Annotated in this window: 13 protein-coding genes and 1 pseudogene; 11 read left to right on the top strand and 3 right to left on the bottom strand. The window is 36.3% G+C overall.

Going from position 1 to position 16,977, the window contains the following annotated elements; translation table 11 throughout:
* Positions 1 to 14 precede the first annotated feature (14 nt).
* Together ODQ17_RS01170 and ODQ17_RS01175 are read left to right on the top strand one after the other, a co-directional pair.
* Positions 15 to 800 (top strand): acetoin reductase, encoded by a 786-nt coding sequence (locus tag ODQ17_RS01170; RefSeq protein WP_064479535.1) that lies wholly within the window; start codon positions 15 to 17, stop codon positions 798 to 800.
* A gap of 29 nt (positions 801 to 829) precedes the next feature.
* A complete protein-coding gene (locus ODQ17_RS01175) occupies positions 830 to 1,888 on the top strand; it encodes a 2,3-butanediol dehydrogenase (RefSeq protein WP_322901174.1) in 1,059 nt (352 codons plus the stop codon).
* Positions 1,889 to 1,936: 48 nt separating this feature from the next.
* Here the strand turns inward: ODQ17_RS01175 and ODQ17_RS01180 are convergent, their stop codons facing one another.
* Both ODQ17_RS01180 and ODQ17_RS01185 read right to left on the bottom strand, forming a co-directional pair.
* Positions 1,937 to 2,848: a bestrophin family protein gene (locus ODQ17_RS01180; protein WP_005305012.1), complete on the bottom strand. Its 912-nt coding sequence runs from the start codon at positions 2,846 to 2,848 to the stop codon at positions 1,937 to 1,939.
* 69 nt (positions 2,849 to 2,917) lie between these two features.
* Positions 2,918 to 4,186 (bottom strand): sigma-54 interaction domain-containing protein, encoded by a 1,269-nt coding sequence (locus ODQ17_RS01185; protein WP_322901177.1) that lies wholly within the window; start codon positions 4,184 to 4,186, stop codon positions 2,918 to 2,920.
* 191 nt (positions 4,187 to 4,377) lie between these two features.
* Between ODQ17_RS01185 and ODQ17_RS01190 the strand changes: the two genes are divergently transcribed.
* The 4 genes from ODQ17_RS01190 (at position 4,378) to ODQ17_RS01210 (ending at position 8,983) form a co-directional block, all read left to right on the top strand.
* On the top strand, positions 4,378 to 5,073 hold the full coding sequence (locus ODQ17_RS01190; protein ID WP_322901179.1) for an MBL fold metallo-hydrolase: 696 nt from the start codon (positions 4,378 to 4,380) through the stop codon (positions 5,071 to 5,073).
* A 9-nt stretch (positions 5,074 to 5,082) separates the two neighbouring features.
* Positions 5,083 to 6,738 carry a TIGR01244 family sulfur transferase gene (locus tag ODQ17_RS01200; protein ID WP_336624776.1) on the top strand — a complete coding sequence of 552 codons (1,656 nt, stop codon included), beginning with the start codon at positions 5,083 to 5,085 and terminating at the stop codon, positions 6,736 to 6,738.
* Between the two features lie 336 nt (positions 6,739 to 7,074).
* On the top strand, positions 7,075 to 7,866 hold the full coding sequence (locus tag ODQ17_RS01205; protein WP_151747912.1) for a sulfite exporter TauE/SafE family protein: 792 nt from the start codon (positions 7,075 to 7,077) through the stop codon (positions 7,864 to 7,866).
* Positions 7,867 to 7,978: 112 nt separating this feature from the next.
* Positions 7,979 to 8,983 (top strand): homoserine dehydrogenase, encoded by a 1,005-nt coding sequence (locus ODQ17_RS01210; RefSeq protein ID WP_322901181.1) that lies wholly within the window; start codon positions 7,979 to 7,981, stop codon positions 8,981 to 8,983.
* Between the two features lie 32 nt (positions 8,984 to 9,015).
* Here the strand turns inward: ODQ17_RS01210 and ODQ17_RS01215 are convergent, their stop codons facing one another.
* Positions 9,016 to 9,933 carry a DMT family transporter gene (locus ODQ17_RS01215; RefSeq protein ID WP_322901183.1) on the bottom strand — a complete coding sequence of 306 codons (918 nt, stop codon included), beginning with the start codon at positions 9,931 to 9,933 and terminating at the stop codon, positions 9,016 to 9,018.
* 166 nt (positions 9,934 to 10,099) lie between these two features.
* On the opposite strand from ODQ17_RS01215, the gene ODQ17_RS01220 reads away from it, so the two are divergent.
* The 5 genes and pseudogenes from ODQ17_RS01220 to ODQ17_RS01240 all read left to right on the top strand — a co-directional run bounded on the left by ODQ17_RS01220 (position 10,100) and on the right by ODQ17_RS01240 (position 16,945).
* Complete coding sequence (locus ODQ17_RS01220; RefSeq protein ID WP_322901185.1) at positions 10,100 to 10,954, top strand: AraC family transcriptional regulator; 855 nt, start codon at positions 10,100 to 10,102, stop codon at positions 10,952 to 10,954.
* A 318-nt stretch (positions 10,955 to 11,272) separates the two neighbouring features.
* A complete protein-coding gene (locus ODQ17_RS01225; protein ID WP_023274243.1) occupies positions 11,273 to 12,016 on the top strand; it encodes a GntR family transcriptional regulator in 744 nt (247 codons plus the stop codon).
* Between the two features lie 28 nt (positions 12,017 to 12,044).
* Positions 12,045 to 13,034, top strand: a pseudogene (locus tag ODQ17_RS01230) (fumarate reductase/succinate dehydrogenase flavoprotein subunit); the annotation flags it as partial.
* A gap of 1,263 nt (positions 13,035 to 14,297) precedes the next feature.
* A complete protein-coding gene (locus tag ODQ17_RS01235) occupies positions 14,298 to 15,371 on the top strand; it encodes a hypothetical protein (protein ID WP_322901187.1) in 1,074 nt (357 codons plus the stop codon).
* A gap of 5 nt (positions 15,372 to 15,376) precedes the next feature.
* Entirely contained in the window at positions 15,377 to 16,945 is a 1,569-nt protein-coding gene (locus ODQ17_RS01240) for a hypothetical protein (RefSeq protein ID WP_322901188.1), read from the top strand.
* Positions 16,946 to 16,977: the final 32 nt, after the last annotated feature.

The raw sequence follows: 16,977 nt of genomic DNA on the forward strand, positions 1-16,977 counted from the left end.
TACAGGAGTTGAACATGGTTAAGGGATTAAAAAATAAAGTCGTTTTAGTGACTGGGGCAGCTCAAGGCATTGGCCGTGGGATTGCCCTGCGCTTGGCGCAAGAAGGGGCACATATTGCATTAGTGGATATGAAACAAGATCAGCTGAACGATGTGCAGCAGGAAATTCAGGCTTTAGGTGTAAATGCGAGCACATTTATTGCCGATGTCAGTGACCGCGAGCAAGTGTATGCTGCTATAAATCATGCTGAACAGACACTTGGTGGATTTGATGTCATGATTAATAACGCTGGAATTGCACAAGTTCAGGCAATTGCTGATATCACACCTGATGAGTTTCAAAAAATTGTCGATATCAATATTGGTGGCGTGCTGTGGGGCATTCAGGCTGCTGCTGCAAAATTTAAGCAACGTCAACATAAAGGAAAAATCATTAATGCTTGCTCAATTGCAGGCCACGATGGCTTTGCTTTACTCGGTATTTATTCGGCAACCAAATTTGCAGTACGAGCACTTACCCAAGCTGCGGCAAAAGAATATGCCAGTCATGGTATTACGGTAAATGGATATTGTCCCGGAATTGTCGGAACAGACATGTGGGTTGAAATCGATAAACGTTTTGCTGAAATTACTGGTGCAGCAATCGGTGAAACTTATAAAAAATATGTGGAAGGTATTGCCTTAGGTAGAGCCCAAACACCAGATGATGTAGCTGCATTAGTTGCTTTTCTGGCAAGTGAAGATTCGGACTATATTACGGGTCAATCCATTTTAACGGACGGTGGAATAGTCTATCGCTAAAACAACATCCTGATTTGAGGGAGATAATAATGAAAGCAGCGCGTTTTTATGACAGAGGTGATATTCGTATTGAAGATATTCCTGAACCAGAAGTCACTCCCGGCACTGTAGGCATTAAGGTAGCTTGGTGTGGAATCTGTGGTACAGATTTGCACGAATTTATCGAAGGGCCAATTTTTATTCCACCGTGTGGACATCCGCATCCTATTTCAGGTGAATCTGCACCGATTACCATGGGGCATGAGTTTTCAGGTGTGGTCTATGCCGTAGGTGAAGGCGTTGATGATATTGAAATTGGTCAACATGTCGTCGTAGAGCCTTATATTGTGGCCGATGATGTCCCTACTGGACCGGGTGATAATTATCATCTTTCCAAAAATATGAACTTTATTGGTTTAGGTGGTCGTGGCGGTGGTTTATCCGAAAAAATTGCGGTTAAACGCCGTTGGGTGCATCCAATTTCCAATAAAATTCCACTGGATCAGGCAGCCTTAATTGAACCGTTATCGGTGGGTCATCATGCTTATGTGCGCAGTGGTGCAAAGGCTGGTGATATTGCACTGGTAGGTGGTGCAGGCCCCATTGGATTGTTGCTTTCGGCAATTTTAAAAGCGAAAGGTCTTAAAGTCATCATTACCGAACTAAGTGCTAAACGTAAAGAAAAAGCCAAAGAGTCGGGAGTCGCAGATTATATTTTAGACCCCTCAGAAGTTGATGTTGTTTCTGAGGTCATGAAAATTACTAATGGTGATGGTGTCGATGTAGCTTTTGAATGTAGTAGCGTTAACAAGGTGTTAGATACTTTAGTCGCGGCAGTGAAACCAACAGGTGTGATTGTTATAGTTTCGATTTGGAGCCATCCAGCATCAATTAATGTGCACAGTGTGGTAATGAAAGAGCTTGATGTACGAGGCACAATTGCCTACGTAAATGACCATCAAGAAACCATTAAACTGGTTGAAGAAGGTAAAATAAATCTGGAACCTTTTATTACGCAGCGTATTCAACTTGATGATTTGATTTCACAAGGTTTTGAAACCTTAATTCATAACAATGAGTCAGCCGTTAAGATTATCGTACATCCATAAATAGCCACTTAAACCTATAAAAAAAGAGCGATGATTCGCTCTTTTTTATTAAAGTAAATTGTTGTTTTGAGCTTCAATAATAGGGGGTAATGGCTGCCCTAAAGAGCTTAGAGACTCACGTTCAATCAAACGCACAATAGAATCGAGCGGTAAATCATTTTCTTGCAAGCCAAAAGGTTCTTCAATTTGAGCACTTAAGGCATCTAAACCTAAAAACATATAAGCAATTAAACCCACAATAAGTGGTGTCCAGATGCCTAAAGCTGCTTCAAGGCTAAACGGTAATATGAAACAGAAACAATAAACAGCACGGTGCAAAAGTACTGAATATGAGTAGGGCAAAGGTGTCCCCGCAATACGGTCACAACCCGCTTGAATATTGCCTAACTCAATAATATGTCGATTTAAGGTACTATAGATAATGTCACTAATTTCGCCATCTTTGAGTATTTTAACTAAATCTTTTTGAATATTTTCGAGTACAAATTGCGGTGCATTAATATGCTCATTTAAATAATTAAGTGAAGAATTATTTAAATAGGCATGTTCGAGAAATTTTGTGGGTTCGACTGTTTGTTGACGCAGTCGATCACGCAACAAGTTACTAAAAATTAAGACCTGATGAATTAAATGTTCACGTTGTTCATTAGATAGAACATGACTATCTCTAACAATGTGTCTGGCATTGGCAATTAATGCACCCCAAAGTTTGCGGCCTTCCCACCAACGGTCATAACACGCGTTATTTCGAAAACCCGTACAAATCGACAGAATCACACCGAAGATGGTAAATCCAATTGCAGGTACGGTAGGAATTTGAATCCAATGATAATAAGAGAGCCAGACCACACATGCCGAAATAAGTACAACAAAACTCAGTGCAGGCAAAACCTTCGGTAAAATTGTTCCTTTCCAAGCAAATAATAATTTAAATACATTGCTTTTATCGCGAACAATCATATAAAGCCTTTGAAATAACGAACCTAACCAAGTGCAATATGATACGCCTTAGACGAGCTAAATACCTAGCTAAAGCTTATGCTTTTGTCTATATCGCCAAAGCGTGGTACGGCTAATTCCAAAAATATTCGCGACCATATTTAAGTTATGGTTATATTTTTCTAAAGCAGCTTGCACATTTTCGGGGGTAAGTTCTGTATTTGTCTCGGGTAATTTAACGTAATCTTCGGCATTTAAGAGTTCATTTGGTAAGTCTTCGACTTGAATTTCATCCTTACCATTTGCCATGGTTAACGCATAAAGCAGGGTATTTTTAAGTTCACGAACATTTCCCGGCCAGTCATAGTTCAATAAAACTTGCATGGCTTTTTGATTGACATGACGTGGCATTGTGTCGAGTTGAGTGGAGCTTTCTTTTAAAATCTGATCGACAATAAGAGGAATATCGACTTTCCGCTCTCTGAGTGGCGGTATAAAAATTGGAATCACACGCAAACGGTAGAGTAAATCATGACGGAAACGCCCAGCCTTAGCTTCTTCTCGTAAAGCTTTGTGTGTTGCGGTAATAATTCGGACATTGGCCTGAATCGGTTTTTCGCCACCTACGGGAGTAAATTCACCTGTTTCTAACACCCGTAATAATTTAGCCTGAAGCTCTAAGGGAATCTCTGCAATTTCATCCAAAAACAGTGTTCCGCCTGCGGCACGTTCAAATACACCTTTATGGTCGCGAATTGCTCCCGTAAAAGCACCTTTCACATGCCCAAATAGTTCACTTTCTAAAATATTAGAATTTAAAGCTGCACAGTTAATCGCTACAAAAATCTTATTTTTACGCTGGCTATAATCATGAATTGCTTTTGCCACTAGCTCTTTACCACTACCAGATTCGCCGCGAACGAGCACAGGAAACTCAGTAATTGCCACTCTTTGAATGATTGAAAACATACGGGTCATTTCAGGTGAGCAACTATTGAAAACTTTAGCCAAGTCTTGCAATTGGTCTGTTAGCTCTGTTTCAGCAAGATCATTCTCTATGCTAACGGGCTGTAGAATATGTAATTTCCTGATGATGTGATGCTCTGCGATGTAAATATCATTTTCCTGATAGATAAATCGCTTTCTCATTTTTGGAGTATTAATTTCGAGATATTGATTGTGATGATCTTGAGTAAGCGCTGCCATGCTCTCAACAGAAATGTCATCTGTATTAAATTTATAGTGAATTGCTTGAGTCGTTGTATCTGCTAAAAACAGACTCGCATTTGGGAATAAAGCTTTTAATTGCTCAAATAAAATAAAAAAATCTTGTTCTGATTCAAAATTTAACTTTGCCATTTCATATGTTTCACAATCGTTTCATTGAAACATACTTGAGTTTCAAAGAAACATCAAGATGAGCTTGTTTTCTAACTTTAATTTCACTTATTATTTTAAATATTTGATTTTTATATTTATTATTTAATTTTAAATAATTGGCACCTTATTTGCAAAATATAGGAAAGAAATAAATTATTGGGGTATAAATCATGTTCTTTAAGCAGTTTTTTGAGCAGGAAAGTTCGACTTATACATATATGCTTGGGTGTGAAGAAACACGAGAGGCTGTTTTAATTGACCCAGTCGCATCAGATATAGAGATTTATACAAAAGAATTAGAGCGGCATCAATTTACGCTCATCTATACCTTAGATACCCATGTTCATGCAGATCATATTACAGCTGCGAATTTGCTTCGTGAACGTTTTCATTGCAAATCAGTTTTACACCGAAACTCAGATGTAAGTTGCGGAGATATTTTAATTACAGATGGTTGCATGCTTAAAGTCGGCAATCTCAGTATTGAAGCACGTTATACACCAGGTCATACCAATGCTTGTACGAGTTATTTGGTTGAAAACATGGTTTTCACGGGCGATGCATTATTAATTGATGGATGCGGTCGAACTGACTTTCAGCAAGGTAATGCAGGGACACTTTTTGACAGTATCCATAAACAACTTTTCAGCTTACCTGACGAAACTATTGTGTATCCGGGACACGACTATAAGGGGCGTTTGTCTTCAACGATTGGTTATGAACGTTTAAAAAATTCACGTTTAGGTCAGAATCGCTCACGAGAAGATTTTATTAAATTGATGAATAATTTAAATCTGCCATATCCAAAACAAATCGATAAAGCACTACCTGCCAATCAGGCCTGTGGTTCAACTTCACAATCATAAGGTGGCGATATGGAACTTAAACGAGTTAATCAAGAATTTTATGTTGCTGACCAGATTACTGCCGATGATGTCGCAAAAATTGCAGATCAGGGAGTAAAAACACTGATATGTAACCGTCCAGATGGAGAAGGTGCAGACCAACCCAATGTGATTGAAATTGAAGAAGCAGCTCAACAATATGGTCTAAACGTAATTTATCAGCCTGTGACCAGCGGCAAAATTACCGACCAACAAGTTACAGAGTTTAAGCAGCATTATCAGAATGCCCAAAAACCTGTTTTAGCGTATTGCCGTTCTGGTATGCGTGCAGTCAGTTTGTGGGCTTTGGCTGAAGTTGCTCCAAAAGATGCAGCACTGTTAGTAGAAGCAGGTAACAAACTTGGTTTTAACTTAAAAGGCTTAGTGCCACGTATTTTAAAACGTGACCATGAACCAGCCACAATTCCTTGTTATAGCGTTGTAATTGTGGGTGCTGGAGCAGCTGGAGTTTCTGTAGCATCGAGCTTACTGTCTCGTGAACCTAATTTAGATATTGTCATTATTGATCCAGCAGACACTCATTATTATCAACCGGGTTGGACCATGGTTGGTGGTGGTATTTTTAAACCACAAGTAACTGCACGCTCAATGGCCAGTGTGATTCCTGCAAAAGTAAAATGGATGAAAGCTGCCGTTGCCGGATTCGACCCTGAGCATAATCAGGTCATTTTGGAAGGATGCCAACCGATTCAATATAAAGCGTTGGTTGTTTGTCCGGGTTTAAAACTCAATTGGCATGGCATTGAAGGCTTGGTTGAAACTTTAGGTAAAAATGGGGTGACGTCTAACTATCGATATGACTTAGCGCCCTATACATGGGAACTGGTGCAACAGCTAAACGGTGGAAAGGCAATTTTTACCCAGCCGCCTATGCCGATTAAATGTGCGGGTGCTCCTCAAAAAGCAATGTACCTTTCAGCTGACTACTGGTTAAAGCAAGGCAAACTTAAAGATATCTCTATCCATTTTTATAACACTGGCGGTGTTTTATTTGGTGTGAAGGAATATGTACCTGCACTAATGCAATACGTTGAAAAATATGGCTCTGAACTGCACTTTAACCATCAACTTGTCAAAGTAGATGGGCCTGCAAAAAAAGCATGGTTTAAGGTTGTGAACGATGAAAATGCAGCATTGGTCGAGACTGATTTTGATATGTTGCATGTTGTTCCACCGCAACAAGCCCCAGACTTTATTCGTGCCAGCACACTCACTGTTGAATCAGGCTGGGTGAGTGTGAATCCTCAAACCTTACAACACACACAGCATGCCAATATTTTTGCTTTAGGCGATGTGATGAATGCACCTAATGCCAAAACGGCTGCGGCGGCACGGGCACAAGCTCCGATCGTTGCGGTAAATGTACTAGCACAATTGAAAGGTGAGCAAAACTTCTGCGACTACAACGGCTATGGCTCATGTCCACTTACAGTAGAGCGTGGAAAAATCGTTCTGGCTGAATTTGGTTACGGCGGTAAGCTTCTTCCAAGTTTTCCAAAATGGGTGATTGATGGGCAAAAACCATCTCGTTTGGCTTGGCTGCTTAAAGAGCAGATTTTACCGCCGATCTACTGGCAAGGCATGCTCAAGGGCCGCGAGTGGATGGTCAAACCTGAGCGAGGATAAGAGTAAAGCAACGCTTTACCCTGAGAAGCGGCTAAAGCTTCGCAAGAAGGCGAGAGCTGTGCTCGAGTGGAAGAGGATAAACAAAGCAACGCTTTGTACGAGCGCAAGACGAGAACCATGTTCGAGTTAAGAGGTTAAGCAAAGCAACGCTTTGTCCTGAGAAGCGGTTGAAGCTTCGCAAGAAGGCGAAAGCTGTGCTTGAGCGGAAGAGGATAAGTAAAGATTAATAATCTTTGCCCTGAGAAGCGGTTAAAGCTTCGCAAGAAGACGAAATCTATTCACTCATTAAGCAGTAGTCTACTGCAAATGATGTATATGCAATTTTAGGCTTTTGATATGTTATTACTTGTCGTTGAAGGCATCGTGATTGGCTTTTTACTAGGTCTGACTGGTGCAGGTGGTGGCATTCTTGCTGTACCTGCGCTAATGACTAGTCAAGGCTGGAGCGTGGCTCAAGCTGCACCGATTGGTTTGCTCGCTGTTGCGCTGTCTACACTCATTGGAACCATTGAAGGCTTATTTAAAAAGATTGTTCGTTATCGTGCTGCTATTTGGATCGCCCTAATTGGTGCCCCTATGGCCCATATCGGCATCTTAATAGCCAATGCGATTTCGCCTGTCTGGCTCATGTTAATGTTTAGCTTAGTCATGTTTACAGTGGGTTATCGGCTCATTAGTAATCGAGTATCAGACTTTCATAATCCGCCGTGTCAGGTCAACCCAAGTACGGGACGCTTTATCTGGAATTTTAAAACAGGAAGCGTTCTTGCGAGTATTGGGATTATTGCTGGGCTTTTAACTGGCATGCTAGGGGTTGGTGGAGGCTTTGTAATTGTGCCAGCGCTTAGAAAAGTCACAAATTTGGATATGCATAGTATTGTTGCAACCTCACTTATGATTATTTTTCTCATTAGTGGAATGAGTATTGTGATGCATATTGCAGAGGGTTTTCACTATCCAGTAGCAATCACTAGTGCGTTCGCGCTTGCATGTGCATTCGGTATGTTATTAGGACGCCGAGCCATACGTTTTATTCCGTCTGCAATTGTACAAAAAGTCTTTGCTTTAATGGTTTTTGCTGTCGCAATTTATATGGTCATTAAGATTGTTAATCTAACAAATATCTAAGTAATATAGTATTTTAACTTATCTTTATAAGTGCAAAGTTTCCAAAGATGAAGTATTCAAATTATCTCTGGAAACTTTTTGATTTGAACCCTATAAATTTTGGGAAAGCGATATGAAGCGAGTTAACGTAGCAATTTGTGGTTTTGGACGGATTGGGCAACAAATTGCAGAGCTTCTTTTAAATCGATCGACATATTATCAACAAAAATATCAAATTGATGCCCGTTTAGTGGGTGTCTGTAAATCATCATCAGGCTTAATTGATCAAGAAGGTTTACAAGCTGCAAAGTGGCTAGATAAAACACAATATCAAGCAGGTCTAACTGAGCAAAAGTTTTTAGAACAGGTTCAGGCGGATGTCATTATTGAGGCAGGGCCAAGTGACTATGTGACAGGTGGAAAAGGCCTATTTTATTTAAATTATGCTTTAACACATAGCATGAATGCGATAGCAGTATCTAAAGGTGCTCTAGTCGTAGAAGGCAAAAAATTAATTAACTTGGCACATCAGCACAATAAAAAACTATTTTTTAGCGGTGCGACGGCTGCAGCCTTACCAACTGTTGATTTGTTTGAATATAACTTAGCTGGCTGCCAAATTTTAGAAATAGAAGGTGTGTTTACAGGCACCACGAATTTTATTTTGAATGATATGTTGCAACACGAATGTGCATTTGCAGAATCTCTTGGAAAAGCTCAAACAAAAGGGATTGCAGAACCTGACAGCTCTTTCGATGTAGATGGATGGGATACCGCTGCTAAAATTACGATATTAGCCAATACTGTTTTTGGAGCTGATGTTAAAATTCAGGATATTCCAAGACAAGGAATCAGTCACGTTACGGCTGAACATATTCGTGGTTGGAAAAAAGAAAATGTAATTCCTCGTCTGGTCGGTTTTATTCATATTAAGAATCAGCAAATTCAAACAGGTGTTGAATTAAGATTAGTCCCAGCAAATCATCCTTTTGCTCATCTGCAAGGTTCCAATAAATGCATTCGAGTGTTAACACAAGAAATGGGGGAACTTGTTGTAAGTGGAGGAGCATCTGCGCCTTTAGCTACGGCAGCTGCGGCTTTAAAAGATTTTGAGTTGATACTAAAAACGTACTGCTAGAGATGAATTATTACTTATAAAAAAAGCAGGCTTTAGGCCTGCTTCTCACAACTTTTTTGACTATTAAATAACTTTTTTCCAATTTCAAATTTACTAAACATTAAGTAGTTGCCGAGTAAGATTAATAAAATTCCAAATAATGCATTTAAGGTCCACTCATATCCTTCAAAGAAAGTCGAAACTGTTAGAGCGACTAAAGGGAAGAGTAATGTGCTATAGGCTGCTTTAGCTGCACCAATTCGCCCAACCAAAGAAAAATAAGCAGAGAACCCAATAACCGTACCAAATACAGCCAAGTAAAGTACCGAACTTAAAAATGGGAAATTCATCGGAGGCATTAGATCTTGGCCTGTAAATAAAGCTAGACTTAACATTACCAATGCACCATAAGTCATGGCATAACAATTTGTTGAAAAGATATTTAGGCCACGTTTTTGATGTCTAACACTAATCATATTTCCTAAAGAAAAACCGTAAGTACCTATTGCACATAACCCAATTCCCATCAATAACTGTGTATTAAACTGGCTATTAATGAGGTCATGCCAAAACAGTAAAACAATACCACCTAGTCCTAAAAGTGCAGCTGGAGCAAAGTTTGGGGAAGGTTTTTGCTTAAAAAAGATAAGCGCATTAATGGCATTAAAGAAAACAGCCATCGAAAAAATAACGGACTCTAAACCGCTATTTACATATTTAACGGCGGTATAAAAACAAATAAAGTTTAGGCCGAAAACACAAAGACCTTGTAGCATACAAAACAAATGATCTTTTAAAGCAATTCGCTGTAATTTTCCTGAAAATAGTAAAACAACCCAAAGTAATAAGGCTGAAATGGCAAAACGCCATAAAATTGCGACAACGGGTGTTGCATAATGGCTCTGAACGGCAATTCCAATCCATGTTGTTCCCCAAATCAACACCACCGCAACATAGAGTAAAATATTCATAACTTCATCCTCGATTACCAAGCTTAAGTATCTAGGAATGCTTCATTTTTCACGTATATATTCTTGTGTTGTACATGCAAGATCTTGCGTTTTTTATATGACTGAACTAGCTGAATTTTGCTGAATATGGTTAACTTAAGCTCAATGATATTCGTTTTAATTTTGCATGGCCTATCAAACTTTAGAACAGCTACAGCAATCTAAAGCCAAGCTTCACGAAACCGTGGTGCTTGATGAAAATATGCAACTTGCATTTTGGTCTAATCAGCAAGATCGTGTAAGTGTCTGTAGCGATCACCATACTTTAAGTCTTTATATTCAAGATGGCTATGAAAGCTATCAAAAAACACCTGCTGGCTGGAAAAATGGCGGTGGGCCGGGTCGTTTTTGTTTGTTGCCTGAACATCAGGAGTCGACTTGGGATATACGAGGTGGGCTTAAATTCGTTCATTTGTATTATACCGACCAACATTTGCGTGATGTTGCTGAAAAAATATGGGACAAAGAGCCTAATCAAATTGAACTAAACGAAGTTGTCTTTAATGATGACGAAAAGATTCGTGCGCTATATCAGTTTTTTCTACTTGATTGTGATTGGAATGATTCATCAAACCATTTACAGATGAGTACTACTGCCAGTTTATTGTTGAATCATTTAATTCGAAGATATAGCAATGTTAAGTGGCAGCAACCCGTCATTAAAGGAGGCCTTGCTCCTCATAAACTTAAATATATTCAAGACTGGATTGAAGGGCATTTAGACCAAGCACTCACTTTGTCAGACTTGGCAAATGTTGTGAATTTAAGTGAATACCATTTTGCCCATATGTTTAAGCAATCCATGAATATGGCACCTCATCAATATGTCATGCAAAGACGCTTAGCTAAGGCAAAAGGGCTAATTCAGTCATCTCAACTTTCTTTACAAGATATTGCTCTGGTATGTGGTTTTAGTTCAGCGAGTCATTTGAGTCATCGCTTTAAACAGTTTTATGGCATGAGTCCTTCACAGTTACGTTAAAGGACTCATGACTCATTTTTATAAAAGATAAACAATTAATTCAACTAGTAGGTTGCTAACTCTTATGTTTTAACATTGGGTAATAACATGCAGTAGTTAATATTATGTTCAAATTTTTTGGACTATCTAGAGCTTTTATTCAACACAAATACATATATCTTTTTTATAACAATAATTAAATTCCATAGATAACCATTTACTAATTTATTGATATTCATTGAAATTATTTTTTTAACTAAAGTTATCGCTTTAAATTATTTCCAAAGCTGAAACATTTTAAACATTATTTGCTCAAGTTGTTATAACAGGTTGTAAGCCGTGAGCCAGCTACCCCACGATCCCAAAAATCACAAGCCTCTTTATGATCAGTTAAGGGAACTCATCCTTAACAAAATTGTAAATGGTGAATATGCCGTGTTGAGTCAAATTCCATCTGAAAACGAGTTTGCTGAACAGTTTGGTGTAAGCCGAATCACAGTTCGCCAAGCACTCAACCAATTACAGTTGGAAGGCTATATTTTTAAGGTGCCAGGTAAAGGGACCTTTGTAAGTAAGCCAAAAACGTTCCAGAACATCTCAAGTTTGCAAGGTTTTGCAGAAGCAATGTCATCTGCTGGTCACGAAATTTTAAACCGTGTCATCTCGGCCGAGCTTAAACAGATCCCGATGCACGTTGTGCCCAAATTAAAGTTACCTGTTAAAGCCAATGTATATGAAATTCAACGTGTTCGTTTGCTCAACCGTCAACCAGTGTCTTATGAGTTGACTTATTTGCCAGAACATATTGGTTTGAAGCTTAAAGAAAAAGCGATTGATTTACGTACAACCGATATTTTCAAGGCATTAGAACAAGAGTGTGACATCCCTTTGGGACATGCGGATTTAAGCATTGATGCCACTGTTGCGGATGAAGAATTAGCGGCTTTGCTGCAAGTTGAAATCGGAACTCCAGTATTACGGGTTGAACGTTTGACTCACGATGCAAATGGCCAACCGATTGACTATGAATATCTCTATTTCTCGGGCGATACCTTCCAGTACCGTTTACGTATTCATCGTTAATAACTCAGATAAAAATAAGGATTTTACAATGGAAACTAAATATCTTGAGTTCGATATTGTGGTGATTGGTGGTGGAACTGCTGGACCAATGGCTGCGATTAAAGCAAAACAAGAAAACCCGAATTTAAAAGTCTTGCTCATTGAAAAAGCGAATGTAAAACGCAGTGGAGCAATTTCAATGGGAATGGATGGGCTGAATAATGCTGTCATTCCGGGCTATGCAACACCTGAGCAGTACACCAAAGAAATTACCATTGCTAATGATGGTGTAGTTAACCAAACCACTGTATATGCATATGCGAAGCATAGTTTCAAAACCATTCAACAGCTCGACCAATGGGGCATTAAGTTTGAAAAAGATGAGACAGGCGAATTTGCAGTAAAAAAAGTACATCACATGGGGGCATATGTTTTACCAATGCCCGAAGGCCATGATGTTAAAAAAGTTTTATATCGTCAATTAAAGCGTGCTCAAGTCAAAATTAATAATCGGATTGTCACCACGAAGCTTTTAAAAAATGAGCAAGGTGCAATCAATGGTGTACTTGGTTTTGACTGTCGTAGTGGTGACTTTTATGTCATTAAAACGAAAGCTGCCATTTTATGTTGTGGTGCGGCAGGGCGTTTAGGTTTGCCATCTTCTGGCTACTTAATGGGTACTTATGAAAACCCAACCAATGCAGGTGATGGCTATGCAATGGCATACCATGCAGGTGCTGAACTTGCCAACTTAGAATGTTTCCAGATTAATCCACTGATTAAAGACTATAACGGCCCAGCTTGTGCCTATGTGACAGGTCCTTTAGGAGGTTATACCGCCAACAGTAAAGGTGAACGTTTCATTGAATGTGACTACTGGAGTGGTCAAATGATGTGGGAGTTTTACCAAGAACTGGAAAGTGGTAATGGTCCTGTTTATTTAAAAGTAGATCATTTGGCCGAAGAAACCATTCAAACCATTGAAGAGATTCTACATACCAATGAGCGACCAAGCCGTGGTCGTTTCCATGAGGGCCGAGCACAACACTCAATACATTGAAATATGGAATAAAACATAAATTTATGATTTAAATAAAATAATTTAAATTTTTTTATTCCGTATAAGGAATCAATAATGTGGAATAATTTTAATTTTTAGTATAAAAAATAATCAAAAAAATTCCATATAAACAATTTATCAATTGCAAACTTAACTATAAGCTTTTTGACTTAGCCTGAAACAGCATAGGTGTGGTTTCTACAAAATTTATCTAATAGATATTTTTACTTGTTGTGAGTCTAAACAACATCTATTGATAATTTGGCCCCCTTCAAATAGCAAATTAAAAATATTGATATTAGACAAGCTGAACTTGATGAATTTGCCCATTTTGAAGAAGGCCGCATAGCTTATAAACAGACCTTTTTGGTGGATGTTCAAGGGTAGGAGGTGTGACATACTTTGTTTTTCATATATTATGGGTTCGTCTTAACTGTAAGAATGCAATATTTGATTCATCTTCTAAAGATGCTATGTAAAAGACAAAAAAATCTTTTTTTAAAAAGACTAGAGATGTATGAACATGATTCGGTTACCTATAAGCTGTTGCAAATAGAAATAAATGCTATAAATAAAATTTTAAAGAAAGTTTATTCAATACAGGTTTCTGATGTCTAAGGTAATTAGAAGCTTTGAGAGGGTGCTCCAATGATTGATTGATAGGATTCCTATTGTGATCAAACCTCATATTCTATTAATAACAATACAGTTGCTTTAGAAGCGGGCCATCAACGTGGAACCATCGAAAAACAAGACTTTAACTAATCGATTTGATACTAATAATTGCTAGTGCGGAAGCTTTTAGAATTGGAAAAACTGAGGTTAAACCTAAAGATATATGTGATTAAAATAGTAAAAGCTACTAATAAAAATTTCGAAATTAGAAGTTGAACTAGCAGAGATTAAAGATAAATATACCAAGCAATTAACACGACTAAATATGCAACTTCAAAAAGTATTACGGGCTACAAAGAAAGCAGAAAGTAATCTCCTTGATTTCATGAAAAATTAATTTTCATTAATGTAGATCGAACGCAAAAACCTTTAGTTTTATAAGATATTCATAAAAAAAGAGTTGAAACGACAACTTATGACGTTTACTCTAAAATATGCATATAAAATTTATGATTTAAAAATTATAATTCAAAAAAAGTGAAATTATTTTTGCTCAAATATTGATTATTACATATCAATAACTTAGGTTAAGCACATTATATCGTTTAACTTTAATTAGAGGGTAAAATGACTTTAACTTTAGAAAAATTCTCATTTCATTCTATTAGTGTATCTGATGAGACTCCTCTTGAAAGAACAATTAGTGGGGAAATAAATGACGTAAAAAATTATGTGGAACATGTAGTTAAGGAAGTTACAACTCCACCGAAAGGGCAAACCCAGATTCGAGGACAATATTTTGTTTTTGAGAGTATGGAAGAACGTATTGCCTCAAATTTAAAAAAAATTGCAATTGATAGTGCTGAATGGGAACTTAAAACAATTGATAATGCTATTAAACTCTTGAGTGTAGAAAAGAAAACCCAAGAAGATATTGCACAATTAAATAAAACGATTCGGAAAGGCTGTTTATTACAAATCAAATGCTTTATTGATAATAAGACTACATTATTGCTTTTAAAAATTGATGATAATACTTTTCTAGATGCAGAAGTAATGAAACTTAAAACTGGGCTTCCGCTTGATACTCGAATGCAAAAAGTTGCTATCTTATCTTTTGATGTTGAATCTAATGTTGAATCTATTTTGCTTTCGGATACAAACTCAACAATTTCAAAATATTGGAGAGATGATTTTTTTGCTGCAAAACCTTTAAGAGATTCAAAAACAAATACAAAAAATGCTTTTAATGCAATTGATAAATTACTTCAACAGACCATTAAGCCTAAATCTAAACAAGATTATTATTTCATAAGAAATCAGGTGATTATTAAATTTAGACAAGAAAGTTTCGCATTCAATGATTTAATAACAGATTTAAAAGCATATCAGCCTTTGGGTGAGCAACTAGATCAGAAAAACTATGGCAAATTTATTGAAAATTTAGAAAAGCTGCCTGCTAATAAAGATTTTGATACACTATTTGACATTGAACCAAAGATAATTAGAGCAAAGTTAAACAATCGACTTGTTATCGATGATCATTTTGAACTTCATGTTAAAGGTGAAGTTATTAATTTGAAGAGTAAATTAGGAGTAGGCATAGATGAAGATACTCAACGTAAATTTGTAAAGATCTATTCTGATGAAGGGTATGATACTTTTGAACCTGATTTCAATAAAAACAATGCAAGTAACTAAATAAAATGAGTTTTTTATATGACGTTCTAAAAGCTATTAATGCAGATATTGATAGTTCAGAAATTCTAAATAATTTTTATTACTTTTCATGTAAAGGCGAATTAAATTCGCCTAATAAAAATTTGGGTGAACAATTAGTAAATATTTTTAGAAAAATTAACGTTGATGAAGTTTTTTTAGTTCTACATTTGAAGAATGGTTATAATTCATCTATAAGTTTTTCCACAGAAAATATTGAAAGTTTCGAAGAGCAATCTAGAGAATTCTTTGAAAACTTTGATAAAGATGAAAGCACTATTTTCACTTTAGAAAGTGATGGCTGGAAGTATATTAATATATTTCATATGCCATCTTTTTTTAGTTTTATTAAAAGCAACACTTTAATAGATAATTTAAAGGCATGGTCCAATTACTTTAAGAATAACAAATGTATTTTAAATATTTGGGATAATACCTCATCATATAACAATAATTATTTTTATATAAAAAGTATATATCCAAATTATGATTTACCTGAATTTCAAGAATGGAATTCTACTCCACTAGATATTTCATTTATTAACAACTTAGTTGAAAATAGAGATAAGGTTAGTCATTTTGTTAATGCAGATCAAATTTCATTAATACCTAACTTCTTTGCCTTTAGTGAAGAATTTGAGTTAAAAAAACATTTTAATTTTATTAGATCAGTTTTAATTCTAATTTTTCTGAGTGATTATTCAAATATAGAGAATAACTCTTTAATATTTAAAATTAAAGGTTTTAAAACTCTTCGTTGTGAGCTTGAAAATAATTTAGTTGACATTGCTGAATCAGAATTAATTGAATTATATAATTGGGTTTATTCTGATGGACCATTTGTTGATAAAATAGGTATCGCAAGAAATGTTATTTCTATTCATATCTCTAATGAGGATATTTGTACTCTTGAGAAAGGAACCTGTCATTCAGCACAATCAGGTTATGATCTATATTTAAAAGACAATGTGAAACAATATATTGAAGTAAAAAATAAAATTGGCGATATGCTTTACACACAATCTGAAAAAGCATCAGGTATTGTTAAAGATATGTTTACTTTATTTAAAACAAGCATGCTAGCTTTTTCAACTTATTTCATTAGTGCTTTTTTATACAAAATTTTTGAAAAAAAAGATAATGCCTTAAATAATTGGACTGAACTTTTCCAATTTAATTTTCCAACAAAAGCCTTAGGTTTTTTTCTAATTTTAATTTCTATTTTTTATCTTTTATTTGCTAGAAAAGAAGTTGATTTTGAGATAAAAAGACTTGAAACAAAATATCAGGAAATAGAAAACAGATATAAAGATTTATTAAATGATCAAGATTTAGATAAAATTTTAAGGCAATCTAATGTTGACGGAAAAACTGCGAGAGAAATTGAGATAGAATATATATTGGATTCTAAACAACGATATAGTCAATATTGGATATTGGTAATTATTATCTTATTATTTATCTTAAGTTTTTTCGGATTAAATAAAGTAATTAACATTTATATTATGACTTTAATTTCTATTAGTGCATTTGTTATCTTTTTATCAAGAATATAACTTTCACATTATCTTTAGGTAAGAATCCCAAG

Origin of the sequence: Acinetobacter sp. IRS14, from assembly GCF_034650275.1 — a bacterium.
Classification (GTDB): Bacteria; Pseudomonadota; Gammaproteobacteria; order Pseudomonadales; family Moraxellaceae; genus Acinetobacter; species Acinetobacter oleivorans.